We start from the raw sequence: 26022 nt of genomic DNA on the forward strand, positions 1-26022 counted from the left end.
GGTCAGGAGCCACCGAGGAACGTGAGTCGTACCTTTCGTTGCGGATTGTCCCGGTTCGTGTCGACCAGGCATACCGACTGCCAGGTGCCCAGCGCCAGGCGGCCCTCGATCACCGGGAGAGTCGCGTGCGGGGGGACGATCGCCGGGAGGACGTGGTCGCGGCCGTGTCCGGGGCTGCCGTGCCGGTGCTGCCAGCGGTCGTCGGCGGGGAGCAGGGTGTGCAGGGCGGCCAGCAGGTCGTCGTCGCTGCCGGCGCCGGTCTCCAGGACCGCGATGCCGGCCGTCGCGTGCGGGACGAAGATGTTCAGCAGTCCGTCGCGGCCGGCCGCGGCCTTGCGGAGGAAGTCCTCGCAGTCGCCGGTCAGGTCGACGACCCGCTCCCGGCTGCCGGTGGCGACGTCGAGCTCTCGTGTGGTGAAGGCATCCGACATGCCTCCATCCTGTCCCATGCGCGACGCGGCCGGCACAGCGGCCGGGCCGGGAAGATCCGCGGCCGTCTCCGCTGTTGGTAGAAGCGTGAACAACGCGCGTGCGGCCGATGAGGTCGAGGTAGTCGTCATCGGCGCTGGTCAGGCAGGTCTGTCCAGCGCCTATCACCTGCGGCGCACCCGTTTCGAGCCGGACCGCGACTTCGTCGTGCTCGACCATTCCCCCGCGCCCGGCGGCGCCTGGCAGTTCCGGTGGCCGTCCCTGACCTACGGCAAGGTGCACGGGATGCACGCGCTCCCGGGCATGGAGCTGACCGGGGCGGACCCGGCGCGGCCGTCCGCCGAGGTCATCGGGGAGTACTTCGCGGAGTACGAGCGCACCTTCGGCCTGCGGGTGCACCGGCCGGTCGACGTCCGCGCGGTGCGCGAAGGCGAGGGCGGGCGGCTGCTCGTCGAGACCGACCACGGCGACTGGTCGGCACGGGCGCTGATCAACGCCACCGGCACCTGGGACCGGCCGTTCTGGCCGCGCTACCCGGGCCAGGAGACCTTCCGCGGACGGCAGTTGCACACCGCGCAGTACGCCGGGCCCGAGGAGTTCGCCGGGAAACGGGTCGTGATCGTCGGCGGCGGCGCCTCCGGCACCCAGCACCTGCTGGAACTCGCCCCGTACGCGGCCGCCACGACCTGGGTCACCCGGCGCCCGCCGGTCTTCCGCGAGGGCCCCTTCGACGAGGGCGCCGGCCGGGCGGCGGTGGCGCTGGTGGAGGAGCGGGTACGGCAGGGGCTGCCGCCGCGGAGTGTGGTCTCGGTCACCGGGCTTCCGCTCAACGACGCGATCCGGAAGGGCCTGAAGGACGGGGTCCTGGACCGGCAGCCGATGTTCGACCGCGTCACGCCCGACGGTGTGGCGTGGCACGACGGGCGGCACGTCGACGCGGACGTCATCCTCTGGGCCACCGGTTTCCGGGCGGCCCTGGATCATCTGACCCCGCTGCGGCTGCGCGAGCCGGGCGGCGGGATCAGGGTCGAGGGGACCCGCGCGGTCGCCGACCCGCGCGTCCACCTCGTCGGCTACGGCCCGTCCGCCAGCACCATCGGCGCCAACCGCGCGGGGCGCGAGGCCGTACGGGACATCAGGCGGCTGCTGGCCGGAGAACCGGTCGCCGCGTGACGGACCGGCCGCTCACCGCGGTGGCAGCGAGACCTGCGGCGACCGCTGGGTCCTGGCCTTCTGCTCGGCGTTGAAGTCGGCGACGTTGCGCTGGTGTTCGGCGAAGTCGGCGGTGAACCGCGTGTCCCCCGGTTTGACCGTGACGAAGTACAGCCAGTTGCCCGGCGGCGGGTTGAGCGCGGCACGCATCGCGTCCGTGCCCGGGTTGTCGATCGGGGTGGGCGGCAGGCCCATGCGCTGGTAGGAGTTGTACGGGTTCTCGACACGGGTGTCGTTCACCGTGGTGTTGAGGGTGCTTCGGTTGAGGGCGTAGTTGAGGGTGGAGTCCATCTGGAGGGGCATGCCCCGCTGCAGCCGGTTGAGGACGACGCGCGCCACCTTTCCCATGTCGATCTTGTCGGCGGCCTCGGCCTGGACGATGCTGGCGATGGTCACCACCTGGTAGACGTTCATCGCGTCGCGCTGCGCGCCGGCCGCGACGGGGGCCCAGCCGAACCGCTGGTTGGCGGTGTCGACCATGGACCGCAGCACCGACTGCGGGGTCGCGTCCTTGTCCAGGGAATAGGTGGCCGGGAAGAGATAGCCCTCCGGGTTGCCTCCGGCCTCGCCGGGGAGTTTCAGGCCCGCGGATCCGACGGAGTTCCTGGTGCTCCCGGCCGGGAGGGCGAGGGCCTTGTCGACGGCGTCGTAGACCTGGGACGCCCGCCAGCCCTCCGGGATGACCAGGGTGGCGGGTCCGGCCGTGGCACCGGCCAGGGACAGCAGGGGCACCGCCACGGCGGCACCGGCGACGACGGCGCCGGCCACGACGAGGACGAGCCTGCCCCGGCGGGTCAGCCGGACCGACTTGCCGCGCGTCGAGGCGCCACGGCCGGCGGGCGTCCGCCGGCCCGGGATGCGTGACCGAGTGTTCATCTGCATGCGGGCACGTTAGCCCGCATAACGTCACAAACCCGGCATATCTTCAGCTTGTCGGCCGCGATTTGTCAGCTCTGACGGCCCACGGAGGTGGGGGGCCGACGTGAGGCAGCCGACGGGACGGGGACGGCCACGGCCGGTCGGTGCCATCCGCCGGCTTCAGCCCGTCGGCGGTGTCGCGTGCCTGCGTCCCCGGTCGCCCCGGCTGCGGACCGGCCGCAGGGCCGTCTCGCGCTGGGCCGGCCCGCCGGTTCCGGGCTGCTCCGGTGCCGGCTGCACCCCCGCCGTCTCCAGCCGGGCATCCCGGCGTACCAGCGCCGCGTAGCGGCCGTCGAGTGCCAGCAGTTCCTCGTGCGTGCCGCGTTCGGCCACCCGTCCGGAGTCGAGGACGACGATCTGGTCGGCACCCTGGATCGTGGAGAGCCGGTGGGCGATGGTGATGGTCGTCCGGTTGGCCGACAGGGCGTCGATCGCGTCCTGGACCGCGTGTTCGGTGCGGGTGTCCAGGGCGCTGGTCGCCTCGTCCAGGATCAGGACCGGCGGGTCGCGCAGGATGGTGCGGGCGATGGCCAGCCGCTGCTTCTCGCCGCCCGAGAAGCGGTGCCCGCGTTCGCCGACGACGGTGTCGTAGCCGTCGGGCAGCGCGGCGATGTGGTCGTGTATCTGGGCGGCGCGGGCGGCCGCGTGCAGTTCCTCGTCGGTGGCGTCCGGCTTGGCGAAGCGCAGGTTGTCGGCGACCGAGGCGTGGAAGAGGTACGTCTCCTGGGAGACGACGCCGACCGCGCGGGCGAGGGTGTCGAAGTCGAGGTCGCGGACGTCGACGCCGTCCAGGGTGACGCGCCCGCCGGTGACGTCGTAGAGCCGGGGCACCAGGTAGCCCAGCGTGGACTTGCCGGCGCCGGTGGGGCCGACGACGGCGAGGCTGTTGCCGGCCGGGACGGCGATGTCGATGCCGTCGAGGACCGGACCGCCCTTGTCGTCGTACCGGAACTCGACCCGCTCGAAGCGCACCTCGCCCTTCACCTGGTCCAGGTGGACCGGCTCGTCGCGCTCGGTGATGTCGATGGGCAGGTCGAGGTACTCGAAGATGCGCTGGAACAGGGCGAGGGAGGTCTGGATCTGGACCCCGGTCGCCAGCAGGCTCACGGCGGGGCGGAACAGGCCCTGCTGGAGGGAGACGAACGCGACGATGGTGCCGAGCGAGATCTGCGGGCCGCCCATCTGGAGGGCCATGCCGGCGGTCCAGTAGATGACGGCGGGCATCGCGGCCATCACGATGGTGATCACGGCCATCCGCCAGCGCCCCGCCATGTTCGACCGCACTTCCAGGTCGACGAGTTGCTCGGACTCGTCGGCGAAGGAGGCGGTCAGCGAGTCGGCGCGGCCCATGGTGCGGCCGAGCAGGATGCCGCTGACGGAGAGCGACTCGGTGACCGTGGCCGCCATCGCCGCCATCTGCTTCTGGCGCTGCGTGGTGATCTTCTTGCGCTCGTTGCCGACCCTGCGGCTGATCCACACGAAGAGCGGGAGCAGGACCATCGAGACGATGGTGAGCCGCCAGTCGAGGGCGATCATCGCGACGATGGTGGCGACGACGCTGGTCAGGTTGGAGACCAGGGAGGTGGCCGTCGAGGTGACGGTGGCCTGCATGCCGCCGATGTCGTTGGCGATGCGGGACTGCACCTCGCCGGTACGGGTGCGGGTGAAGAAGGCGAGCGACATGCGCTGCAGCCGGCCGTAGACGGCGGTGCGCAGGTCGTGCATGACGCGCTGGCCGACGGTGGTGGATATCAGCGTCTGCAGGACGCCGAAGACGCTGGTGAGGACGGCGCTGAGGATCATGCCCAGCGCGAGCAGGCTGAGCAGTCCGGTGCGGCCCTGCGGGATCGCGGTGTCGAGGGTCGCCTTCAGAAGAAAGGGGGTGGCGACCGAGACCAGCGAGGCGGCGCCGACCAGCAGGCCGACGACCGTGAGCCGGCCGCGGTAGGGGCGGAAGAGCTTGAGGATGCGGCGCACCTGGCGGGGTTGACCGGCCGAGGTGCCGTCGGGGGTCCAGTTGATCTCGTCTCGGGGCATGGCTCCTACGGATGGGTGTGGTGTGTACGGATTCACGGAGCATAGCTCACTGTTACCTACGCTCACAATGAACAAAGTCCTGTTATTATTCCCGCATGAGCACCCCCGACCCCGACGGCCCGCTCGCCGAGCAGTTGCTGCGCCTCACCCGCCGGGTGTGGCGGATCCAGAAGCGCCATCTGGCGGCGCGCGATCTGGGCGTCACCCCCGCCCAGTCTCGGCTGCTGCGCACCCTCGCGCACTACGAGGCGCCCCCGCGCATGGCCGACCTCGCCGAGCGCCTGGAGGTGGTGCCGCGTGCGGTGACGACACTGGTCGACGGCCTGGAGGCGAGCGGCAAGGTGTGCCGGGTGCCGGACCCGACGAACCGCCGGGTGACCCGGATCGAGATCACGGACGAGGGGCACGAGACCCTGCGCGAGCTGCGGGCGGCGCGGCGCTCGGCGGCCGCGGAGATCCTGGCTCCGCTCTCGCCGGAGCAGCGGGAGATGCTGGCCGGGCTCCTGGACACGCTGGTCGACGGTCCGGTGGCGGCGAAGCACTGCTGAGGCACGGCGAAGCGGCTCCCCGCCGACGAGGGGAGCCGCTGCGGCGCGCGGTCAGGCTTCGGACACCAGTTCCTCGGCCGGCTCCTCCGTCGCAACCTCGGCCGCACCCCCGCCCAGCACCTGCTTCGCCCGCTCGACGTCCAGCGCGCCCTCCCAGCGGGAGACCGCGAAGACGGCCACGCAGTTGCCGAGCAGGTTGGTGACGACGCGCATCGAGTCCATGATGCGGTCCACGCCGAGCAGCAGGGCGACGGCACCGGCCGGGATGGCCTCGAGCGACGAGGCGGTCGCGGACAGGGCCAGGAAGGCCGAACCGGGGATGCCCGCCATGCCCTTGCTGGTGAGCATCAGCACCAGGACCACGGTTATCTGCTGACCGAGGCTCAGGTCGACACCCACGGCCTGGGCGATGAACAGGGTGCCGATGGAGAGGTAGAGCGAGGCGCCGTCGAGGTTGAAGGAGTAGCCGGTGGGCAGCACCAGGCCGACCGCGTCGTCCCGGGCACCGGCCCTGCGCAGCTTCTGCATCACGCGCGGCAGCACGGACTCCGTGGAGGCGGTGCCGAGTGCGAGCAGCAACTCCTCGCGCATGTAGCGGAGGAACCTCCAGAGGCTGAGCCCGGTGAGGGCCTTCAGGGCGACGGCGAGCAGGGCGACGAAGAGCGCGGCGGCCGCGTAGCACAGGACGATCAGCTTGGCGTAGGTCTCGATGACACCGAGGCCGTACTGGCCGATCAGGACGGCCATGGCGCCGAAGACGGCGATCGGGGCGAGGCGCATCACGAAGCCGACGATCGCGAAGATGATCTCCTGGGCCTGCTCGACGGCGGGCAGCACCTGGGGCACCCTGGTGTGCCCCAGGTGGAGCAGCGCCGCGCCCACCAGGCAGGCCAGGACAAGCACTTGGAGCAGGGAGTTCTCGGCGAAGGCTCCTATGAAACTGGTGGGCAGCGCGTCGAGGACGAACTCGGTCGTGGTGGGCAGCGAGCCGCCGCCCGTCTTCGCGTCGACCGCCTTGGTGCTCAGGGTGGCCGGATCGACGTGCATCCCGGCACCGGGCTGGACGACGTTGGCGGCGACGAGCCCGACGACCAGGGCCAGCGTGCCGGCCACCTCGAACCAGATCAGCGCCTTGAGGCCGATCCGCCCGAAGGCCTTCAGGTCACCGGCCTTGGCGATGCCGACGACGACCACGCAGAACACCAGCGGCGAGATGATCGTCTTGATGAGCCGGGTGAAGCCGTCGCCGAGCGGCTGGAGGTCCGAGGCGGACCCGGGCCACAGCCGCCCGACGACGATGCCGAGCACGAGCGCGCAGGCGACCTGCGCGAAGAGAGAGCTGCGCAGTACGCGTGCGACGCGACGCGGCAGTGACGGTGGGGACGGCGGCACGGGCACTCCTGGTGGGGGGATCGACTCGCCGAAGCCGAGCGGGACTTCTGCGATACGGAAAGCGGTTTCCGCGCCGATCACTCTGGAGGTGTTCTCGACCCCGTCGGAAACCGCCGTGTCACAGCCGTGTAAATCCCGTACCGGGTGACGTGGCGCACACGACTCGGCTCAGCGGCAGGCGCTCAGCAACGGCTGCGGTCCGCCGTCAGCACCCCCTGTTCGGTGGCCAGCGAGCGGTCGTAGCAGCCGTCCGGACCGTACAGCCGGTAGCGCTCGCTCGACGTGCCGACCGCGTGCCGCTGGTCGCGCGTCACGTTCAGGGTGTACGTCGCGTCCCCGGTGTAGGTGTCGTCGAGCCGTGACCAGCCGCCGCCGGACCGCCGGACCGCCGCCCGGTCGCCGAGGGTGAGTTCGGTGCGCAGCCGGTCGTCAGTTCCGATGGTGGTGGCGCCGTTCATGGTGTACGTCCGTTCGGTGCGGGTCGTTCGGGGCGCACCGCCGCCCGCCTGCACCGTGACGCGCTGGTCGTCCTTCCAGGTGGCGTCGAGGGCGTCCGTCGTCTCACCGTCGTTCCAGCGGTGCACGGAGGCGTTGGCCAGCGTGCGGCTGACGGTGGTGGTGACCCGGCCGTGCGAGGTGTCGACGTATCCGGAGACGGTGAGCCGGTGCCCGGCGTCGGTGTCGACCCGGTACTCGCCCGGCCCCGGGGTGTACACGGAGGAGTTGACGGGCTCGGAGGCCGTGACCCGGGTGAGCCCGCCGGTGACCAGGGCCCGGTGCGCGTCCTGCCAGACCAGCACGTTCACGGGGGCGCTCCAGCCCTCCTGCCCCTCGGGGACTCCTGCGACGGAGACCTCGACCTGGTGCGGGCGGCCGTCGTCGAGGATCCCCGCGAAGGGCGTCAGATCGTACTCGATCGGCTTGACGTCGAAGGCGCGCGGGCCCGGCACGACGTACCAGAGGAACGGGTTGGACCAGCCACCCGTCCACACGTTCGGGAACGGCGCGGCGATGCCCGCCGGCCGGCCGTCCACCTTGATCTGCACCTCCCGGTAGGGGCCCCTGTCCGCCTTGCAGGAGTACGGCGCCGGGTCGGCCACGGTCAGGTACCAGAACTCCTCGCAGCCGCCGCCGGACCCAGTGGCGTACACCTCGGCGACGATGCGTTCGCTGTTGCGCGGGGTGGTGAGGGTGGTGCCGTCGCCGGCCAGGGTGAGCACCTTGTCGGGTACCGAGGCTTCGGGACGTCCCGCGTAGAAGGTGAGGGTGGCCCTGACGTCGATGACGCCGGTGTAGGTGTCGTCGACGACGTTGCCGATGAGCATCTCGACGTCCTGTGCGGAGCGGAAGGTGTCGCTGTAGCGGGTGACGTCCTTCTCCACGCGCCACTCGATGCCGTCCGGCGAGGGCTCGGGGGTGGAGGTGCGCAGCACCTCGACGCCGCCGACGTGCAGGTAGCCCAGGCGGTCGTACTGACGGCCCTTCACCTTGCCGTCCAGCCGCAGCACGACCTTGCTCCAGTGGCCGCCGCAGTCCCGCGGGGGCGTGTACGTTCCCCGGTACGGCGTGAAGTCGCGGAACTGGGCCTCGGCCAGGGTGACTTGGCAGGACTTGGCGCCCTTGGGCACGGAGACCGGCGGGGCCGCGGTCACCGGGTCGTGCCAGTCGGTGCCGAACTCGGCCGGGACGTCGGCGGCACGGGCGGCGGGCGCTCCCGTGCCGAGGAGCGCGCTCGCCAGGAGGGTCGCTCCCGCGAGCATGGACATGACGATCCGTCTTCTCATGGCCGGTGTTCTACGGGGAGTTGGCCACCGGCCGCAACGGCGGGACCGGTGGGCAACGGGCCGTTCGGCCACCCCGGCCCGGACGGGCGCACACCATGGCCACAAATGGTGCTATAAGCGGATTACGCTGCCACAGTGCTGCCATGACGATCACGACCGCTCGCGCCCTGCGCACCGTCCTCGCCCTCACCGGCGCCGTAGCGCTCACCGGCACCGGCTGTTCGGGCGGTGTCCCGCACCGGGGCCACGGCTCCGCCGCCCCCGGCGCCTCGGCTGCGTCGTCCGGCGCCGCCCCCGCCCCCGGCGCACCCGGCATCGGCGACCCGCTCATGCCGTTGGACGGCAACGGCGGCTACACGGTCCGCCGTTACACGCTCGACCTCGACTGGCGGGCCCCCGGGAAGCCGTTCCCGGCCGGTACCACCGTCAGCGCCACCGCCACCCAGGCCCTGTCCCGCTTCGACCTGGACTTCGCGGGCAACACGCTGCACCGGGTCACCGTGGACGGCGCGCCGGCCGGTGCCGTGCGCGACGGCGACGAACTCGTCGTCACGCCCGCGCGGCCGATCCCGCGCGGCAGGACGTTCACCGTCCGCGTCGACTACACGGCCGACCCGAACCAGCGACGGCAGCGCAGCGACGCGATCCGCACGTACGGCTGGGTGCCCACCCCCGACGGCACGCTGATCTGCGCTCAGCCGGACGGCGCCAAGATGATCTTCCCGGCCGACGACCATCCCAGCCTGCGGGCCCCCATGACGTTCCGGATCACCACCCCGCCGGATCTCAGCGCGGTGGCCAACGGCCGGCTCGTCGAACGCGTCCGGCAGCCCGGCGGGCGGGTCCAGTGGACGTACGACTCCGAGGAGCCCATCGCGGCGCAGCTGATCCAGGTGGCGATCGGGAAGTTCACGTTCGTCGCCGGCCGGGGGCAGGGCGGGCCGGCCGTGCGGGACGTGGTGCCGGACGACCTGGTCACGGACACCGAGGCCGAACGCTCGCTCACGCCGCAGCACCTCGCCTGGCTGGAACAGCACCTCGGCCCGTACCCGTTCAGCCGCTACGGCGTCCTCGTCGGCGACACCGACCTGCCGGTGGCGCTGGAGACGCAGTCGCTGTCCCTCGTACCGAAGGACGACCTGCTGGGCGACCGGGTCGATGCCGAACGCAATCTCGTGCACGAGCTGACACACCATTGGACGGGCGACAGCGTCGCCCTCAGGCGCTGGTCCGACCTGTGGCTGAGCGAGGGTCATGCCCGTTTCTACGAACGGCTGTACTCCGCCGAGCACGGCGGCGTCAGCATGGAGGACGCCATGCGGGCGGCGTACGAGCAGCACGATCAGTGGCGCCACGACGACGGCGCCCCGGCGGAGCCCACGGAGCCGACGCTGTTCAAGGTGATGCGCTACGACGGCTCGGCGCTGGTGCTGTATGCCCTGCGGGAGAAGGTCGGTGACGCGACGTTCGACCGGATCGAACGCACCTGGGTGACCCGGTTCCGGGGGCGCGCGGCCGGCACGAAGGACTTCGTCGCGCTCGCTTCCCAGGTCGCGGGCGAGGATCTGACGCCGTTTCTGACGCCTTGGCTGTACGGGCCCCACACGCCGCCGATGCCGGGGCATCCCGACTGGCAGGTGGACCCCGTCGAGGACTGAGCCGCGCGGCGCGCGGCCGGCCGCGGCCGCCGGGCCGTTGCCCGCCGACCGGGTGGCCTCTGCCGGAGCGCTGGGCCACCCGGTCGACGCTCGGCGCGCCGTGTCGCGCCGGGCACGGAAACGTACGAGGGGTGACGTGAAGGGCAACCCCCTTGCCCTGGTTGCGACGAGCGTGCTTGGAGACCCTCAGCAAGCGGTTGGAGACCCTCTGGTATGAGAAGAACTGTCGCTGAACATGTGCCCAGTGCCCTCCGGACGTGCACCCTGACGGCCTGCCTGATCGCGACGGCCGCGCTGCTGCCACCGCTGCTGATCCTCCCGGCGTCCGGCACCGACGACTCGGAGGACCACAGTCTGCAGAACGCCTTCACGAACGCCTCGCGCGAGTTCCACGTACCGCGCAGCGTGCTCATGGGCGTGTCCTACATGCAGTCACGCTGGGACACCCACCCGGGCGCCCCGAGCATCGCGGGGGGCTACGGCCCGATGCACCTGGTGGACAACACCCTGGCCCGCACCCCGGACCGGTCACCCGCGCCGGGCCCGCCGGAGCCGGACGGCGGCAAGGCCGACCCGCTCACCGGAACGGCGTTCGCCGCGGGCGGCCACGCCGTGCGGCCCGCCGACCTGGAACGCGCCGCCCGCCTGATCAAGGTCCCCGCCAAAGAACTGCGGACGGACGCTGTCGCCAACGTACGCGGCGGCGCGGCGCTGCTGGCCGCCACCCAACGGCACCTGGGCAAGCCGCTCAGCACCGACCCGGAGGACTGGTGGCAGGCGGTGGAACGTTTCCCCGGTACCCGTGACATCACGTCGGCGAGGACGTACGCCAACGACGTCTTCGGGCTGATCCGCCGGGGCGCGCACCGGACCACCGCCGAAGGCCAGAAGGTCGACCTCCCCGCCACGCCCGGCGTCAGTCCGCACCCCGGCCCGCAGGCCCCCAAGCGGCCGAAGGAGGTCGAGTGCCCGGCCGACCTGGCCTGCGACTGGCTCGCCGCGCCCTACGAGGAGATCGACGAGGACGGCGACTACGGCAACCACGACCTCGCCGACCGGCCCCGGGACCAGCGGATCGAGTACATCGTCATCCACGACACCGAGTCGACGCTGCCGAACATGTTCAAGACCGTGCAGGACCCGACCGAGGCGTCCTGGCACTACTCCGTCCGCTCCAGCGACGGCCACATCACCCAGCACGTCAGGACCAAGGACGAGGCCTGGCACTCCGGCAACCAGTTCGTGAACGCCCGCTCGATCGGCGTCGAGCACGAGGGGTTCCTCGCCCACCCCGGGACCTGGTACACGGAGCAGATGTACCGGTCCTCGGCCCGCCTGGTGCGCTACCTGGCCAAGAAGTACGACGTCCCGATGGACCGGCAGCACATCTTCGGACACGACAACGTGCCGTCCCCGACCGGCGACAGCATCCCCGACATGCACGAGGACCCCGGGCCGTTCTGGGACTGGCGGCACTACTTCGACCTCCTCGGCGCACCGCTGAAGGCCACGGCCGGACCGGACAGCCCCATGGTGATGATCCTGCCGGACTACGCCACCCACAAACCGCGGTACACGGGGTGCGAGGGCGCGGGCAAGCGATGCCTGCCGCACGGCTCCAGCGCCGTGCGCCTGTACACCCGGCCGGACGAGAAGGCTCCGCTGATCCAGGACCCGGGCCGCAGGCCGGACGGCGACCCGTCCACGGAGGACGTGAGCGACCTGGGGTCGCGGGTCTCCACCGGCCAGACCTTCGCCGTGGCCGACCGCAGGGGCGAGTGGACGGCGATCTGGTACCAGGGCAACAAGGCGTGGTTCAAGAACCCCGCGGTGCATCCGACGGCCGTCGGTGCGAGCGGCCGCATGGTGACGCCGAAGGAGGGCCTGGACGAGATCCCGGTGTTCGGGCGGGCCCTGCCGGAGGAGGAGGCCTACCCGGACGGGATGGAGGAGGAGGACGAGACTCCGCTGCCGTACACCCTTCGGGCGGGCCAGCGGTACGTGACACAGTCCGAGCTGGGCGGCTCCTACGTCGAACGGTCAACCATCTCCGCCACGCCCCAGCCCGTGGTGGTGGGTCAGGAGCGGTACTACGAGATCCAGTTCGGTCATCGGCTCGCCTACGTCCGGGCGGACGACGTGGACGTGCTGGACACACACGCCGACGGCACGACGGACGCGGCCGGGAGCGAGGCCGTCCCGGACGGCCAGTGACCACTGGCCGTGCCGGGCGGCCGTGACCACTGGCCGTCCCGGGCGGCCGTGACCACTGGCTATTTCGGACAATCGTGACCACTGCCGGACCGCGGATGTCACCGGACCGGCTCAGGACAGCAGGGCCGGCCTGTCCCCCATCACCACGACGGGATCGCGGGCCGGGTCGAGGGTGCGCAGCAGGTATGCCATGGCCTCCCTGGGCAGGCCGATGCAGGCCGAGGTGCCGCTGCCGTGGTCGAGGTGCAGCCAGATGGCGCCGCCGCGGGCGGCGCCCAGGGGGCGCGTGGTGTCGTGCGGCGGTGTGCCCCGCAGGCGGTTGTAGTCGATGGCGATGACGTAGTCGAAGTCGTGCCGGTAGGCCGGGCTCCAGTAGTGCGGTGGTGTGTAGAGGTCCCGGCCCTGCGCGTAGGAGAGCCGGGTGCCCGGGTTCGGGAGCACACCGCCGGCGTCGGTGACGGTGAAGACGCCGACCGGGCTGCGTCCGTCACCCGCGTGGTGGTCGGTGGTCCAGCCGGACCGCCCGTTGTGGGCGGGCCAGCTGCCCGCCGGTTGCCAGCCGCGGTCCTCCCGGGTGTACAGCACGACCGTGGAGTCGGCCGAGTCCGCGCCCTCGCCGTACACGGCGACGACCTGGCGGGTGTCCGCGGGGATCTCCGCCTGCAGCAGCCCGCCGACCCCCGGCAGCCGGCCCGGATCCCCGACCGGCACGGACCGGTCCGGCTGCTGCCAGTCCGGGCCCGCCGCGACGGCCCGCGGGACCGGCGGAACTCTCGGGGCCCTGAGGTGCGGCCCCGGCAGGCCGTTCTTCGCGCCGCCGCCCGGTGACGCCTCGCAGGCGCTCAGGGTCACCAGGACGGCCCCGATCACCGCCGCCGCCGTGACGGTCGTCCGCCGGACACTCTTGATCTGCACCCGGCCATCCTGGCATCACATATCGGTCAATTAATTGAATTTCATGTCATTCAGCGCGTTCGGGATGGCAGCCCTGGCCTGAAGGCAGCGGATTTCGACGGTCGGCGCGGAAAACCGTTTGATTTCGACGACGCTCCGACGCGAACCTTTCACGGCTTGTCGCCACCTCCCCCCGACCCGAACCGCTGGGACGCCATGCAGATTCAAGATCTTCCGTATTCCGATCCCGGCGTGCCGGACGCGCGTTCGGGCCCCCGGTTCCTGTGGTGGCTGGGACGGAATCAGCTGGGCGGTCAGCTCAAGGCACTGGCCTGGGGGCTGCTGCACTTCGTGTCCGTCTCCGCGCTCCCGTTCTGCGTCGGCCTCGCCGTCCAGGCCGTGGTCGACCGCTCCGGCACCCGGCTGGCCCTGACGGGCGGTCTGCTGGTGCTGTGCGGCGCGGCGATCGCCGTCGGCGACACCTTCCTGCACCGGTCCGCCGTCACCAACTGGATCACCGCGGCCGCCCGGGTCCAGCAACTGCTCGCCCGCAAGGCCGCCCTGCTGGGCTCCGCGCTGACCCGCCGGGTGGCGGCCGGTGAGGTGGTGGCCGTCTCCACCGGCGACGTGGAGAAGATCGGCTGGTTCGTGGAGGCGGTCTCACGCTTCACCGCCGCCGCGCTGACGGTCGTCGTGGTCGGCGTCGCCCTGGTCTTCTACCAGCCGGCCCTCGGCTGGGTCGTGGCCGCCGGTCTGCCCCTGGTCGCGCTCTCCGTGCTGCCGCTGCTGCCCCGGGCCACCCGGCGCGCCGACCTCCAGCGCACCAAGGCCGGCCGGGCCACCGAGCTGGCCTCCGACACCGTCGCGGGACTGCGCGTGCTGCGCGGCATCGGCGGCGAGGACCTCTTCCTCGACCGCTACCGCCGCGCCTCCCAGGAGGTACGGCACGCCGCCGTGCGGAGCGCCCGGATGTGGTCGTTGATCTCCGCGATCCAGGTGCTGCTGCCCGGGCTGCTGCTGATCGCGGTCGTCTGGCACGGCGTCCACCTGGCCCGGCAGGGCCGCGTCACCGTGGGCGAACTGGTCACCGTCTACAGCGCGGTGATGATCCTCAACTATCCGTTGCAGCATTTCACCGAGATCGCCATGGCCTACTCGTTCTCCCGCCCTTCGGCGAAGCGGGCGGCTCGGGTGCTCTCCCTCGAACGGGCCACGGACACCGGCGGCTCACGGGCGGACACCGTGCCGGAGGGCGACCTGTACGACCCGGCCACCGGCCTGCTCGCCCCCGCGGGCCGGCTGACCGCCGTGGTCTGCGGCGACCCCGACGCGGCCGGACTCCTCGCCGAGCGGCTCGGCGGTCACCCCGCCGACGCCGGGACCTCGGTGCTGCTCGGCGGCGTACCGCTGGACGAACTGTCCCTGGAGGCCGCCCGCACCGCGGTGCTCGTCCAGGACAAAGACCCGGTGCTGCTCTCCGGTTCGCTGCGGGAGCTGCTCGACGTGCCGGCCTCCGGAGCCGTGCGGGCCGAGGACGCGCTGGCCGCCGCCCAGTGCGGTGACGTCCTGGAGGCCCTGGTCCAGGGCTCGCTGGACGTCGCCGACCCGATGGACGCCCGGATCACCGAGCGGGGCCGGTCCCTGTCCGGCGGGCAGCGCCAGCGGCTCGCGCTGGCGCGATCGCTGATCACCGACCCAGGGGTGCTCGTCCTCGACGAACCGACCTCCGCCGTCGACTCGCACACCGAGGCCCGGATCGCCGAGGGCATCCGCGCGCTGCGGTCCGGCCGTACGACCGTGGTGTTCACGTCCTCGCCGCTGCTCCTCGACCGGGCCGACCGGGTGGTCCTCGTCCACGAGGGCGAGGTCGCGGCGGTCGGCGTACACCGGGAACTGGTGCGCACCGAACGGCGGTACCGGGCGGTGGTGACACGTGAGACGGACGAGGAGGCCGCGCTGCGGGACGCCGCGCCCGAAGAGAACGCATCCGCGCTGCGCGCAAGGACCGGCGAGACCGACACCGCGCTGCGAGGCAGGACGGACGAGACCGACACCGCGCTGCGAGGCAGGGCGGACGAGACGGAAGCCGCGCTGCGAGGCAGGGCGGACGAGACGGAAGCCGCGCTGCGAGGTCGCAGGGCGCTGGAAGAGATCGAGGAGAGCGCATGATCGGCGTCGCACCGCCGGCGTACGACCCGGCCGCCCCGACGACGGCCACCACCCTGCCCGTCGGCGCCACCGCGACCGTCCGTGCCTACGTGGCCGAACTGTTCCGCCGGCACCGCCGGGCCTTCCTCCTCCTCGTCGCGGTCAACACGGTGGCCGTGGTCGCGTCCATGGCCGGTCCCTACCTGCTGGGCGGGCTCGTCGAGCGGGTCTCCGACGGCGCGCGCGAACTCCATCTGGGCCTGACCATCGGCCTGTTCGTGTTCGCGCTCGCCGTCCAGTCCGTCTTCGTGCGGGAGGTGCGGCTGCGGGGAGCCGTGCTCGGCGAGCGGATGCTGGCCGATCTGCGCGAGGACTTCCTGGTCCGGGCGGTCGGGCTGCCGCCGGGCGTGCTGGAGCGGGCGGGCACGGGCGACCTGCTGTCCCGTATCACCACGGACATCGACCGCCTCGCCAACGCGATGCGAGAGGCGGTGCCGCAGCTGTCGATCGGCGCGGTCTGGGTCGTACTGCTGATCGGCGGGCTCGTGGTGACGGCTCCGCCGCTGGCCGCCACCGTGCTGCTCGCCCTGCCGCTCCTGGTGGTCGTCTGCCGCTGGTACTTCCGGCGGGCGCCCTCCGGCTACCGCTCCGAGGCCGCCGGGTACGCGTCCGTGGCCGCCGCCCTCGCGGAGTCCGTGGACGCCGGGCACACCATCGAGGCACACCGGCTCGCCGCCCGCCGCATCGCCCTGTCCGAGCGCCGGGTCAAGGAGTGGACGGCGTGGGAGCGCTACACGCTGTGGCTGCGGTCGGTGCTGTTCCCGGCCGTCAACGCCACCCACATCACGGTCCTCGGCTCGGTACTGATGATCGGCGGTGCCTTCGTCCTCAAAGGCTGGATCGACGTCGGCCAGCTGACCACGGGCGCGCTCATCGCCCAGATGCTGGTCGATCCGGTGAACCTGATCCTGCGCTGGTACGACGAGGTCCAGGTCGCCCAGGTGTCGCTGGCCCGGCTGGTCGGCGTCCGGGACATCGAGCCGGACGCCGGGGACGCGGCGCTCGCCCCGGCCGGCCGGGAGGTGCACGCGGACGAGGTCCGCTTCGGCTACCTCCAGGGCGTCGACGTGCTGCGCCAGGTCTCCCTGGAGGTGGCGCCCGGCACCCGGCTGGCCCTGGTCGGCCCCTCGGGCGCCGGCAAGTCCACGCTCGGCCGGCTGCTCGCCGGGATCTACGCACCCCGGGACGGCCGGATCACCCTGGGCGGCGCGGAACTCTCCCGGATGACCGCCGAGCGGGTCCGTTCCCATGTCGCCCTCGTCAACCAGGAGCACCACGTCTTCGTGGGCTCCCTGCGCGACAACCTGCTGCTCGCCCGGACCGACGCGGCGGACGCCGAGCTGTGGGCGGCACTCGGGGCGGTCGACGCGGACGGCTGGGCACGGGCCCTGGAGGAGGGCCTGGACACCGAGGTCGGCTCCGGCGGGCTCGGCCTGACCCCGGCGCAGGCGCAGCAGATCGCGCTGGCCCGGCTGGTACTGGCCGACCCGCACACGCTGGTCCTGGACGAGGCGACCTCGCTCCTGGACCCGCGCGCGGCCCGCCACCTGGAGCGGTCCCTGGCCCGGGTCCTGGACGGCCGGACGGTGGTCGCCATCGCGCACCGGCTGCACACCGCCCACGACGCGGACGTCATCGCCGTGGTCGAGAACGGCCGGATCAGCGAACTCGGCAGCCACGACGCGCTGGTGGCGGCCGACGGCGCCTACGCCGCGCTGTGGCGGTCCTGGCACGGGTGACGGGTCCGCGGGGCGCCCCGGGCGGGGCGGCGCGAGGCTGACGCCGGACCAGGCGGCGCACGGCCGACGCCGGACGAGGCGCTTCCCCGCGAGAGCATGGGGTGCACCGGGACCGGCACGCGGGCACGGAGACGAAGGGGTTGTCGGATGGGAACGATGCGCGAGGAGCACCGCAAGGTCACCCTGGCCTCCTGGCCGACACCGCTCGAACCCGCCCCGCGGCTCGCGCAGGCACTGGGGCTGGGGCCGGACGACCTGTGGATCAAGCGGGACGACCTGATCGGGCTCGGCGGCGGCGGGAACAAGGTCCGCAAGCTCGAGTGGACCTGCGGACAGGCCCTCGCCGAGGGTGCGCGCACCCTGGTCACCAGCGGGGCCCCGCAGAGCAACCACGCCCGCCTCACCGCGGCGGCCGGGGCCCGCCTCGGCATGGACGTGGTGCTCGTCCTCGCGGGCGAGCCCACCGGCACGGCCGCGGGCAACCTGGCGCTCGACGGCCTCCTCGGCGCCCGGATCGTGTGGGCCGGCGCGGTGGACGGGGCCGGACTCGCCACCGTCCTCGACCGTGTCGTCGCGGAACTGCGCGAGCGGAACGCGGCTCCGGCGCTCATCCCCTTCGGCGGGTCGAGTCCCCTCGGCGCCCTCGGCTACGTCGACGGCGGGCGCGAGCTCCTCGCGCAGGCTCCCGACCTGGCCACCGCCGTGGTCGCGCTGGGCAGCGGGGGCACGATGGCCGGGCTGGTGCGCGCCCTGGGGGAGGACCGCGTCCTGGGGGTGCACTGCGGGGCCGTGGCGGATCCGGGGCACACACTCGGCCTGCTGCTGACGGAGCTGTACGCGCCCTCCCCCGCCCCGCGGCGCCCACGGCTGCGGCTCGACCAGGTCGGGGCCGGCTACTCGAGCCTCACCGAGCCGGTGGCCGAGGCGGTCCTGCTCGCCGCCAGGACCGAGGGGCTCGTCCTGGATCCCGTCTACACCGGGCGGGCCATGGCCGGTCTCGTCGCGGCGGTGCGCGAGGGGGACATCCGCCCGGGTGACCGCACCGTCTTCGTCCACACCGGAGGACTCCCCGGGCTCTTCGGCCACGAGGAGGCACTACGACGGGCCGGAGAGGTCCTCTCGGACCGCACCGTGTGACCCGGGCGGCCCGCGAAACGCCGCCGCCCCGGACGCCCCGGCGAGGGGAAGGGAGCGCTCGACCTCGACCGTGGTGGTGACGCGGGTGAGCCCGGGGCGGCGCGGGACCGAGCCGAACCCGAACCGCACGGGAGGTTCGACCGGGGCGAGCGCGCCCAGGTCCGCACCGTCGTAGGTGCCCGACAGTTCACGGATCGCGAGCAGGTCCCGCGCGCCGTACCACTCCCTGCGGCCCCTGCCCGCGGTACCGCGGGTGCGCACGCCGGGCACCAGCACGCGGGCGGCCGCGTCCGTGATCGCGGACCACTCCGGGCGGCCGGCGAGCGGGCCGGGGACCGCGCGCAGCAGGTGGCCGAGGAGCGTGCGGCGCCCGGTGGTGAAGCGCAGGCGGAGCGGTCCGGCCGTGACGGTCCAGGTGTCCGCGCGCACGGCGACGTCGACCGGTACGACGTGCACCGCGTCGAAACCGTAGGTGCCGCTGACGAATTCCGCCGTCCGCCGGGTCGGAGCGAGCAGCAGCCGTCCCCCGTCGCCTCGTTCCAGCATCACGTCGCTGAACGGGCCGAACGGCGACCGGGGCCAGTGGCCCAGCACGACACGGGTGCCGGACGCGCTGCCGAGCCCCGCGATCCAGCCGTCGAAACGCAGCCGGGCGCACCGGGCGCCCGGCCGCAGCACCCGCCTCATACGTCCGCCCTTTCCCTCATGGCTCCGGCAGGTTCTTACCCGGCGAAGGCCGTCGGGTACCCGCCCCCGGACCACAGCCGTCGGTCTCCCCGCCGGCCGACCGAGGTGAATGGCGGACAGGCCGCCCGGTTCCGCCCACGCCGACACACACATCACATAGTGTGACGAATCGAATGCGCGCCTCGCACAGGTCTGCGCGCTCTCCCTGGACGACCGGTCCGAATCCGCTGGTTGCGCCCGTCGTACCTGCGTGCCGTTGCGCGGGTGCGAGCAGGGGTGGAAGGCTGGAGAGCGGCACCGGTTCGCGGGCCGGCCGGGAACCGTCCGGTTCTCGGCGCACACGCCCCCTGGCCGGGATGCCGGCGGCCCGCCGTACGGACCGCGTCCTCACTCCCTGGAGGTAGCCGTGACCACCGCCGACGGATGGGGGGACGACGTCTACCAGCCCGACGGATCCGAGATCCGTGAGGACACGGGGCTGCTCGACGTGGAGGACACGCTGGAGTCCGACGGCGTCAGCGATCCCCTGGACCGTGGCTGGTCCCCGCCCGAGCGGCCGTGGGCGGTGGAGCACACCGGGGTGACCGCGGCGGAGCGCCACCGGGGCGAGACGCTGGAGCAGCGGCTCGCCGAGGAGCTGCCCGAACCGGCCGCCCCCGACGGCGACGGCATCGGCGACTGCCAGGGCAGCGACGGCGAACTCCTGGACAACGAGGTCGGTGACCTGCGCTCCGGCCGGCTCGTGGCCCCGAACGAGGGGGCGCACGAGGACGACGAGAGCGGCCTCGTCGCGACCGACATCGGCATCGACGGCGCCGGGGCCTCCGCGGAGGAGGCCGCCATGCACATCGTCGACGAGGACACCGCCTACGGCTGAGCCCGCCCGCCCCTGCCCTACCGCCCCGTCCTCCGAGGAGCCGCCATGCAGCAGGACAAGCACCCCGACTACCACCCCGTGGTCTTCCGCGACCGCGCCGCCGGGTACGCCTTCCTGACCCGGTCCACCGCGACCAGCGACCAGACCATCGAATGGGACGACGGCCAGACCTACCCGGTGGTCGACGTGGAGATCTCGTCCGAGAGCCACCCCTTCTACACCGGGAAGGCCCGCACGGTGGACACGGAGGGGCGCGTCGCCGCGTTCGAACGCCGCTACGGGGGCGGCTCGGGGACGGCGGGCTGACCCTCGAAACCCCTCGAAGGCCCTCGTGGCCTTCGAAGGCCCTCAAGACCCCCGAAGACCGGCCGCGGCCGCCGGTTCAGATCACGTTCAGGGCGGCCGCACAGCCTATGCCGCCGAGCATCATGAACACCGGCATGAGCACCTTCAGCTCCACCCAGCTGCCCGCGCGGAACCGCATGACCTTCGGCGGGCCCAGCGGGTACCAGCGCTTGCGGCCGATCGGGATGGGCCACAGGATCGGGCAGCCGGAGACGGTCAGTGCGTCCCCGATGTCGTGCACCAGCGCCCCCAGCACCACCGGCAGCCCCAGCCACAGATACTCCTGGCCGGGCTGGGTGAACAGCCAGTGCGAGCCGTTGCCCGGCTTGTCCAGGGTGCCGGCCAGGATCCAGGCGCTGGTCGCGGCCAGCAGCCACACCAGGATGTCGCTGCTGGAGCCGCGCGCCGCCCGCCACAGCAGGCCCTCGATCGCCAGCACCATGTGCGCGAAGAGGATCGCCAGCACCGCCCAGCGGCCGCCGAGGATCGCCGCGGCCGAACAGCCCCCGCCGATCAGCACCGCCCACAGCCAGGTGTGCGTCAGTGTGCGATGGCCGCCGGAACGGCGCGGGTCGCCCGGCTTCCGGGTCGCCTTGTAGACGGCGTAGGACAGCTTGTCGACGATCTCGCAGACCCAGCGCGACAGCGGTCCGAAGGCACGCGAGATGGTCGCCGCCTTGTGGTCGAGGTCCGGGGCGAGCGCGGCGCCAGCACAGATCAGCGCTCCCACCAGCAGCACCGGCCAGGGCATCGTGTGCCCGGTCGCCGCCGCCGCGGCTCCTACGCCGAGCCAGGCGGCCGCCCCCGACAGTGAGTGTGCTGGTCCCATCATGGCCGTTGCCCGCCCCATTCCTCGTATGCCGCTGTCCAGTTGACCGGGTGCGATGACGCTCCGTCGGCGACACAGCGTAGCGGCCATGATCTTCGTGCTCGAAGCCGATTCCCCCCTGGGCGGGTGGGCCAGGCAAGATGGGGGCGTGACCCTCATCGATCAGCTGCCGCCGACCGCCGACCCCGACGCCCTGTACGAAGCCTTCGAGGCCTGGGCGCAGGAGCGCGGTCTCACGCTCTACCCCCACCAGGAGGAGGCGCTGATCGAGGCGGTCTCCGGGGCGAACGTGATCGTGTCGACGCCGACCGGCTCCGGCAAGAGCATGATCGCCGCGGGCGCGCACTTCGCCGCGCTGGCCCGGGACGAGGTCACCTTCTACACGGCGCCGATCAAGGCGCTCGTGTCGGAGAAGTTCTTCGAGCTGTGCAAGCTCTTCGGCACCGAGAACGTCGGCATGCTCACCGGCGACGCCTCCGTGAACTCCGACGCGCCCGTCATCTGCTGCACCGCCGAGGTCCTCGCCTCCATCGCGCTGCGCGACGGCAAGCAGGCGGACGTCGGCCAGGTCGTCATGGACGAGTTCCACTTCTACGCCGAGGGCGACCGCGGCTGGGCCTGGCAGATCCCGCTCCTCGAACTGCCCCAGGCGCAGTTCATCCTCATGTCGGCCACCCTCGGCGACGTCTCCTTCTTCGAGAAGGACCTCACCCGCCGCACCGGCCGGCCCACCGCGGTGGTCCGCTCGGCGACCCGCCCGGTGCCGCTCTCCTACGAGTACCAGCTCACCCCGATGACCGAGACGCTCACCGAGCTCCTGGAGAGCAGGCAGGCGCCGGTGTACATCGTGCACTTCACGCAGGCACAGGCGGTGGAGCGGGCGCAGGCGCTGATGAGCATCAACATGTGCTCGAAGGAGGAGAAGGAGCAGATCGCCGAGCTGATCGGCAACTTCCGCTTCACCACCAAGTTCGGCCAGAACCTCTCCCGGTACGTCCGGCACGGCATCGGCGTGCACCATGCGGGCATGCTCCCCAAGTACCGGCGCCTGGTGGAGAAGCTCGCCCAGGCCGGTCTGCTGAAGGTCATCTGCGGCACCGACACGCTGGGTGTGGGCGTCAACGTGCCCATCCGCACGGTGCTGTTCACCGCCCTCACCAAGTACGACGGCAACCGCGTGCGCACCCTGCGCGCCCGTGAGTTCCACCAGATCGCCGGCCGCGCGGGCCGGGCCGGCTTCGACACCGCCGGGCTCGTGGTCGCGCAGGCGCCCGAGCACGTCATCGAGAACGAGAAGGCCCTTGCCAAGGCGGGTGACGACCCGAAGAAGCGGCGCAAGGTGGTGCGCAAGAAGGCGCCGGAGGGCTTCGTCGGCTGGACCGAGAACACCTTCGAGAAGCTGATCGCGTCCGACCCGGAGCCGCTGACGTCGCGGTTCCGGGTGACGCACACGATGCTGCTGTCGGTGATCGCCCGGCCGGGCAACGCCTTCGATGCGATGCGCCACCTGCTGGAGGACAACCACGAGCCGCGCAAGCAGCAACTGCGGCACATCCGCCGGGCGATCGCCATCTACCGCTCGCTGCTCGACGGCGGCATCGTCGAGAAGCTCGACGAGCCCGACGCCACCGGCCGTATCGTCCGCCTCACGGTCGACCTCCAGCAGGACTTCGCGCTCAACCAGCCGCTGTCGACCTTCGCCCTGGCCGCGTTCGAACTCCTCGACCCCGAATCGCCGTCCTACGCCCTCGACATGGTTTCCGTGGTCGAGTCCACCCTGGACGACCCGCGCCAGATCCTGGCCGCCCAGATGAACAAGGCGAAGGGCGAGGCCGTGGCCGCCATGAAGGCGGACGGTGTCGAGTACGAGGAGCGCATGGAGCGCCTCCAGGACATCACCTACCCGAAGCCCCTGGAAGAGCTCCTCTTCCACGCCTACAACACGTACCGCAAGAGCCACCCGTGGGTCGGCGACCACCCGCTGTCGCCGAAGTCGGTCATCCGGGACATGTACGAACGGGCGCTGACCTTCACCGAGTTGGTGTCGCTCTACGAACTGGCCCGCACCGAGGGCATCGTGCTCCGCTACCTCGCGAGCGCCTACAAGGCCCTCGACCACAACATCCCGGACGACCTGAAGTCCGACGACCTGCAGGACCTGATCGAGTGGCTGGGCGAGATGGTCCGCCAGGTCGACTCCAGCCTGCTGGACGAGTGGGAGCAGCTCGCCAATCCGGAGGAGATGACCGCCGAGGAGGCCCAGGAGAAGGCCGACGAGGTCAAGCCGGTCACCGCCAACGCGCGCGCCTTCCGGGTCCTGGTGCGCAACGCGATGTTCCGGCGGGTGGAGCTCGCCGCCCTCGACCAGGTCGACGAACTGGGCGAGATGGACGCGGACTCCGGCTGGGACGCCGACGCCTGGGGCGAGGCGATGGACAAGTACTGGGACGAGTACGAAGACCTGGGCACCGGCCCCGACGCCCGCGGTCCCAAGCTGCTCGTGATCCAGGAGGAGCCGAAGAACGGGCTGTGGCGGGTCCGGCAGATCTTCGACGACCCGAACGACGACCACGACTGGGGCATCAGCGCCGAGATCGACCTGGCGGCCTCCGACGCCGAGGGCCGCGCGGTCGTCCGCGTCACCGCTGTCGGCCAGCTCTGAGCAATCGCTCCGGAACAGGTTCGCGCACAGCTCCGAGCACAGGCCCGCGCACACGTCCCAGCACAGGAGAATCCAACCGATGACCAACCCGGCCGAGAGACTGGTCGACCTGCTCGACCTGGAGCAGATCGAGGTCAACATCTTCCGCGGCCGCAGCCCCCAGGAGTCCCTCCAGCGGGTCTTCGGCGGCCAGGTGGCGGGCCAGGCGCTGGTCGCCGCCAGCCGCACCGTGGAGGGCGACCGTCCGGTGCACTCGCTGCACGCGTACTTCCTGCGCCCTGGCCGGCCGGGCGTGCCGATCGTGTACCAGGTCGAACGGGTCCGGGACGGGCGGTCGTTCACGACGCGCCGGGTCACCGCCGTGCAGCAGGGCCGCACGATCTTCAATCTGACCGCCTCCTTCCACAAGCCTGAGGTGGGAGCTTTCGAGCACCAGCTGCCGCAGTTCCGCGAGGTGCCGCACCCGGAGTCGCTGCCGACGCTCGCGGAGGAGATCCGCAAGCATCTGGGCGAGCTGCCCGAGCAGCTGGAGCGGATGGCGCGCCGTCAGCCCTTCGACATCCGCTACGTAGACCGGCTGCGCTGGCACCCCGAGGAGATAACCGGCGCCGAGCCGCGCAGCGCCGTGTGGATGCGCGCGGTCGGTCCGCTGGGCGACGATCCGCTGGTGCACACCTGCGCGCTGACCTACGCCAGCGACATGACGCTCCTGGACGCGGTCCGGGTCCCCGTCGAACCGCTGTGGGGGCCGCGGAACTTCGACATCGCCTCGCTGGACCACGCCATGTGGTTCCACCGGCCGTTCCGCGCCGACGAGTGGTTCCTGTACGAGCAGGAGTCCCCCATCGCCACGGGCGGTCTCGGCCTGGCCCGCGGGCGGGTCTACGACCTCGAAGGACGGCTGCTGGTGTCGGTCGTCCAGGAGGGACTGTTCCGCGCGCTCTGACGGGCGCGTATGTCGACCCGGGCGCGGATGCCGACCCGGGCGCGGTCCGGGCCGCCGGCCGGTGGGGTCGTCAGTGGACGACGGGCCTCGGGTTTCTGCGCAGCAGCCAGCCGCGCAGGCCTCGGGCGAGGGCCGGCCGGCCGGGCGCAGGGGGCCGGGACGGTGCGGTGGGACGGGGCTCCGGCCGGTGTGCGCGGGCCTGCGCCGCTTCCCGGGCCAGGTCGTGCCTGAACCAGTCGATCTCGTCCGGGTCCGCCGCCGTCATGAGCTCCTCGGCGAGCTGTGCGGCCGGCGAACCCGGTGCGCCGTGGGCCGGCGGGGCCGGCCGCAGGGCCGTCACGCGGGCGCGCTCATGCGGGTCGGTGAGCACCTCGTCGATCTCGCCGGGGTCCAGGAAGCCGGCCACCACCCCGGCCCGCTCCCACGGTCCGTCCGCCTGCCTGAGCAGGAAGCCGCAGTGGCGTCCGCGCCAGTTCCGGGCCCGCTGGTCCACGCCGGCCCTCAGCCGGTCGCTCAGTTCCGCGGGCGTACGGCCGGTGAGCAGCGGCGTGTTCGTCTCGTCGGCCGCGAACCGCCGAAGTTCCTCCGCCAGGTAGAGCCAGACCACGGCGCGGTAGCGGTTCGGGTACCACCTGACCGGAGTGACCAGGCCGAGTTTCGCGACGCGGGTGAACCTGCCCGCCGGGATCCCCATCAGGGCCGCGGCCTCGGTCGTCCCCACGACCCGCACGCTCTCGCCGAGGGATTCGGACCGGCCCCGGAGCCGGTCGATCTCGGTGCGCGGGACACGGCGGCCTCCACCGCCTCCCTCGTCAGGGACGGTGCGGATCCGTCCGAGGTGTACCGCGAGGTCGAACTCGCCCCGCCTGAGGCCCAGTTCGCGGGCCGCGCGGCTCGGTGCGCAGGTGAGCTGGTGGTTCTGGACAAGGGTGGTGCCGGACATGGCCGTTCTCCCCCGTGGAGCGGATGGCTCGCGCCGGGTGCGCTCGCCGTGGAAAAAACCGTAGCCGGTCCGGCGAGACGCGTGGCGGGCCTGTGGATAACTCCACCGCCGGGATGAAATCGCAGGTCAGAGGTCTATTGCGGAGGAGCTCTCCGGTTGCCGGGCGTCCACCGCGAGGTGTTCGCCGACGCGGTTGACCAGCAGGGTCATCTCGTAGGCGATCTGGCCGATGTCGGCCTCCGCGCCGCTGAGCACGCACAGGCAGCTGCCGGTCCCGGCCGCGGTGACGAACAGGACCGCCTCGTCGTACTCGATCATCGTCTGCCGGACCTGCCCGGCCCCGAAGTGCCGTCCGGAGCCCTTGGCGAGGCTGTGCAGCCCGGAGGCGACGGCGGCCAGGTGCTCCGCGTCCTCCCGGCGAAGGCCGGTGCTTGCTCCCGTGACCAGCCCGTCGTTCGACAGGACCAGCGCGTGCCGTACGTGCTCCACGCGCTCGGTCAGGTCGTCGAGCAGCCAGCTGAGTTCCTGGTTATGGGCCATGTCGTAAGCGTCTCCCCGTGTGC

21 protein-coding genes are annotated in these 26022 nt (G+C 72.2%); 11 read left to right on the forward strand and 10 right to left on the reverse strand.

Features of this window, described 5'->3' with window-relative positions; genetic code table 11:
• Window positions 1-2: 2 nt before the first annotated feature.
• Complete coding sequence (locus tag ACFY0K_RS35730; protein ID WP_390643318.1) at window positions 3-431, reverse strand: secondary thiamine-phosphate synthase enzyme YjbQ; 429 nt, start codon at window positions 429-431, stop codon at window positions 3-5.
• 85 nt (window positions 432-516) lie between these two features.
• On the opposite strand from ACFY0K_RS35730, the gene ACFY0K_RS35735 reads away from it, so the two are divergent.
• On the forward strand, window positions 517-1602 hold the full coding sequence (locus ACFY0K_RS35735) for an NAD(P)-binding domain-containing protein (protein WP_390643319.1): 1086 nt from the start codon (window positions 517-519) through the stop codon (window positions 1600-1602).
• 12 nt (window positions 1603-1614) lie between these two features.
• Here the strand turns inward: ACFY0K_RS35735 and mltG are convergent, their stop codons facing one another.
• Together mltG and ACFY0K_RS35745 are read right to left on the reverse strand one after the other, a co-directional pair.
• Window positions 1615-2523, reverse strand: a complete 909-nt coding sequence (gene mltG / locus ACFY0K_RS35740) for an endolytic transglycosylase MltG (protein WP_390643321.1) — start codon at window positions 2521-2523, stop codon at window positions 1615-1617.
• A 156-nt stretch (window positions 2524-2679) separates the two neighbouring features.
• The gene (locus ACFY0K_RS35745; protein WP_390643322.1) at window positions 2680-4596 is read right to left on the reverse strand and encodes an ABC transporter ATP-binding protein; all 1917 of its coding nucleotides are present in this window, start codon (window positions 4594-4596) and stop codon (window positions 2680-2682) included.
• A 95-nt stretch (window positions 4597-4691) separates the two neighbouring features.
• On the opposite strand from ACFY0K_RS35745, the gene ACFY0K_RS35750 reads away from it, so the two are divergent.
• A complete protein-coding gene (locus tag ACFY0K_RS35750) occupies window positions 4692-5144 on the forward strand; it encodes a MarR family transcriptional regulator (RefSeq protein WP_351956092.1) in 453 nt (150 codons plus the stop codon).
• Window positions 5145-5195: 51 nt separating this feature from the next.
• Here ACFY0K_RS35750 and ACFY0K_RS35755 read toward each other — a convergent pair whose 3' ends face one another.
• Both ACFY0K_RS35755 and ACFY0K_RS35760 read right to left on the reverse strand, forming a co-directional pair.
• On the reverse strand, window positions 5196-6536 hold the full coding sequence (locus ACFY0K_RS35755) for a cation:dicarboxylate symporter family transporter (protein ID WP_390643323.1): 1341 nt from the start codon (window positions 6534-6536) through the stop codon (window positions 5196-5198).
• A 182-nt stretch (window positions 6537-6718) separates the two neighbouring features.
• Window positions 6719-8320, reverse strand: coding sequence for a peptide-N4-asparagine amidase (locus tag ACFY0K_RS35760; RefSeq protein ID WP_390643324.1), 1602 nt, complete (start codon window positions 8318-8320; stop codon window positions 6719-6721).
• Between the two features lie 143 nt (window positions 8321-8463).
• Here ACFY0K_RS35760 and ACFY0K_RS35765 point away from each other — a divergent pair, with 143 nt between their 5' ends.
• Both ACFY0K_RS35765 and ACFY0K_RS35770 read left to right on the forward strand, forming a co-directional pair.
• Window positions 8464-9978, forward strand: coding sequence for a M1 family metallopeptidase (locus tag ACFY0K_RS35765; RefSeq protein WP_390643325.1), 1515 nt, complete (start codon window positions 8464-8466; stop codon window positions 9976-9978).
• Window positions 9979-10191: 213 nt separating this feature from the next.
• Complete coding sequence (locus ACFY0K_RS35770) at window positions 10192-12192, forward strand: N-acetylmuramoyl-L-alanine amidase (protein ID WP_390643326.1); 2001 nt, start codon at window positions 10192-10194, stop codon at window positions 12190-12192.
• A 111-nt stretch (window positions 12193-12303) separates the two neighbouring features.
• Here ACFY0K_RS35770 and ACFY0K_RS35775 read toward each other — a convergent pair whose 3' ends face one another.
• Entirely contained in the window at window positions 12304-13107 is an 804-nt protein-coding gene (locus tag ACFY0K_RS35775) for a L,D-transpeptidase family protein (RefSeq protein ID WP_390643327.1), read from the reverse strand.
• Between the two features lie 195 nt (window positions 13108-13302).
• Here ACFY0K_RS35775 and ACFY0K_RS35780 point away from each other — a divergent pair, with 195 nt between their 5' ends.
• The 3 genes from ACFY0K_RS35780 to ACFY0K_RS35790 all read left to right on the forward strand — a co-directional run bounded on the left by ACFY0K_RS35780 (window position 13303) and on the right by ACFY0K_RS35790 (window position 18170).
• A complete protein-coding gene (locus tag ACFY0K_RS35780; RefSeq protein WP_390643371.1) occupies window positions 13303-15255 on the forward strand; it encodes an ABC transporter ATP-binding protein in 1953 nt (650 codons plus the stop codon).
• Window positions 15252-17033: an ABC transporter ATP-binding protein gene (locus ACFY0K_RS35785; RefSeq protein WP_390643328.1), complete on the forward strand. Its 1782-nt coding sequence runs from the start codon at window positions 15252-15254 to the stop codon at window positions 17031-17033. The genes ACFY0K_RS35780 and ACFY0K_RS35785 overlap by 4 nt, the downstream gene beginning before the upstream one ends.
• Before the next feature lie 156 nt (window positions 17034-17189).
• Window positions 17190-18170, forward strand: a complete 981-nt coding sequence (locus tag ACFY0K_RS35790; RefSeq protein WP_390643372.1) for a D-cysteine desulfhydrase family protein — start codon at window positions 17190-17192, stop codon at window positions 18168-18170.
• On the opposite strand, the gene ACFY0K_RS35795 is transcribed toward ACFY0K_RS35790, so the two are convergent.
• Window positions 18129-18857, reverse strand: coding sequence for a hypothetical protein (locus tag ACFY0K_RS35795; RefSeq protein ID WP_390643329.1), 729 nt, complete (start codon window positions 18855-18857; stop codon window positions 18129-18131). The two genes, ACFY0K_RS35790 and ACFY0K_RS35795, sit on opposite strands and share 42 nt — an antisense overlap.
• A gap of 406 nt (window positions 18858-19263) precedes the next feature.
• Between ACFY0K_RS35795 and ACFY0K_RS35800 the strand changes: the two genes are divergently transcribed.
• Window positions 19264-19734: a DUF5709 domain-containing protein gene (locus ACFY0K_RS35800; RefSeq protein WP_351956084.1), complete on the forward strand. Its 471-nt coding sequence runs from the start codon at window positions 19264-19266 to the stop codon at window positions 19732-19734.
• A 45-nt stretch (window positions 19735-19779) separates the two neighbouring features.
• Entirely contained in the window at window positions 19780-20040 is a 261-nt protein-coding gene (locus ACFY0K_RS35805; protein WP_093497627.1) for a type B 50S ribosomal protein L31, read from the forward strand.
• A gap of 76 nt (window positions 20041-20116) precedes the next feature.
• Here ACFY0K_RS35805 and ACFY0K_RS35810 read toward each other — a convergent pair whose 3' ends face one another.
• Entirely contained in the window at window positions 20117-20911 is a 795-nt protein-coding gene (locus ACFY0K_RS35810; RefSeq protein ID WP_390643330.1) for a metal-dependent hydrolase, read from the reverse strand.
• A 145-nt stretch (window positions 20912-21056) separates the two neighbouring features.
• Between ACFY0K_RS35810 and ACFY0K_RS35815 the strand changes: the two genes are divergently transcribed.
• Window positions 21057-23570: a DEAD/DEAH box helicase gene (locus ACFY0K_RS35815; RefSeq protein ID WP_390643331.1), complete on the forward strand. Its 2514-nt coding sequence runs from the start codon at window positions 21057-21059 to the stop codon at window positions 23568-23570.
• A 79-nt stretch (window positions 23571-23649) separates the two neighbouring features.
• Entirely contained in the window at window positions 23650-24516 is an 867-nt protein-coding gene (locus tag ACFY0K_RS35820) for an acyl-CoA thioesterase II (protein WP_351956081.1), read from the forward strand.
• Window positions 24517-24586: 70 nt separating this feature from the next.
• Here ACFY0K_RS35820 and ACFY0K_RS35825 read toward each other — a convergent pair whose 3' ends face one another.
• Both ACFY0K_RS35825 and ACFY0K_RS35830 read right to left on the reverse strand, forming a co-directional pair.
• A complete protein-coding gene (locus ACFY0K_RS35825) occupies window positions 24587-25459 on the reverse strand; it encodes a DUF6397 family protein (RefSeq protein ID WP_390643332.1) in 873 nt (290 codons plus the stop codon).
• A 126-nt stretch (window positions 25460-25585) separates the two neighbouring features.
• Complete coding sequence (locus tag ACFY0K_RS35830; RefSeq protein ID WP_390643333.1) at window positions 25586-25999, reverse strand: roadblock/LC7 domain-containing protein; 414 nt, start codon at window positions 25997-25999, stop codon at window positions 25586-25588.
• Between the last annotated feature and the right edge of the window lie 23 nt (window positions 26000-26022).

This window comes from Streptomyces sp. NPDC001507 (genome assembly GCF_042894765.1).
GTDB lineage: Bacteria > Actinomycetota > Actinomycetes > Streptomycetales > Streptomycetaceae > Streptomyces.

Bases quoted from the DNA above. Each gene is read 5' to 3' on its own strand.
- ACFY0K_RS35770 (WP_390643326.1), top strand. From the start codon at position 10,192: ATGAGAAGAACTGTCGCTGAACATGTGCCCAGTGCCCTCCGGACGTGC.
- ACFY0K_RS35820 (WP_351956081.1), top strand. From the start codon at position 23,650: ATGACCAACCCGGCCGAGAGACTGGTCGACCTGCTCGACCTGGAGCAG.
- ACFY0K_RS35785 (WP_390643328.1), top strand. From the start codon at position 15,252: ATGATCGGCGTCGCACCGCCGGCGTACGACCCGGCCGCCCCGACGACG.
- ACFY0K_RS35760 (WP_390643324.1), bottom strand. From the start codon at position 8,320: ATGAGAAGACGGATCGTCATGTCCATGCTCGCGGGAGCGACCCTCCTG.
- ACFY0K_RS35790 (WP_390643372.1), top strand. From the start codon at position 17,190: ATGCGCGAGGAGCACCGCAAGGTCACCCTGGCCTCCTGGCCGACACCG.
- ACFY0K_RS35810 (WP_390643330.1), bottom strand. From the start codon at position 20,911: ATGATGGGACCAGCACACTCACTGTCGGGGGCGGCCGCCTGGCTCGGC.
- ACFY0K_RS35765 (WP_390643325.1), top strand. From the start codon at position 8,464: ATGACGATCACGACCGCTCGCGCCCTGCGCACCGTCCTCGCCCTCACC.
- ACFY0K_RS35750 (WP_351956092.1), top strand. From the start codon at position 4,692: ATGAGCACCCCCGACCCCGACGGCCCGCTCGCCGAGCAGTTGCTGCGC.
- ACFY0K_RS35795 (WP_390643329.1), bottom strand. From the start codon at position 18,857: ATGAGGCGGGTGCTGCGGCCGGGCGCCCGGTGCGCCCGGCTGCGTTTC.
- mltG (WP_390643321.1), bottom strand. From the start codon at position 2,523: ATGCAGATGAACACTCGGTCACGCATCCCGGGCCGGCGGACGCCCGCC.
- ACFY0K_RS35805 (WP_093497627.1), top strand. From the start codon at position 19,780: ATGCAGCAGGACAAGCACCCCGACTACCACCCCGTGGTCTTCCGCGAC.
- ACFY0K_RS35825 (WP_390643332.1), bottom strand. From the start codon at position 25,459: ATGTCCGGCACCACCCTTGTCCAGAACCACCAGCTCACCTGCGCACCG.
- ACFY0K_RS35780 (WP_390643371.1), top strand. From the start codon at position 13,303: ATGCAGATTCAAGATCTTCCGTATTCCGATCCCGGCGTGCCGGACGCG.
- ACFY0K_RS35745 (WP_390643322.1), bottom strand. From the start codon at position 4,596: ATGCCCCGAGACGAGATCAACTGGACCCCCGACGGCACCTCGGCCGGT.
- ACFY0K_RS35730 (WP_390643318.1), bottom strand. From the start codon at position 431: ATGTCGGATGCCTTCACCACACGAGAGCTCGACGTCGCCACCGGCAGC.
- ACFY0K_RS35830 (WP_390643333.1), bottom strand. From the start codon at position 25,999: ATGGCCCATAACCAGGAACTCAGCTGGCTGCTCGACGACCTGACCGAG.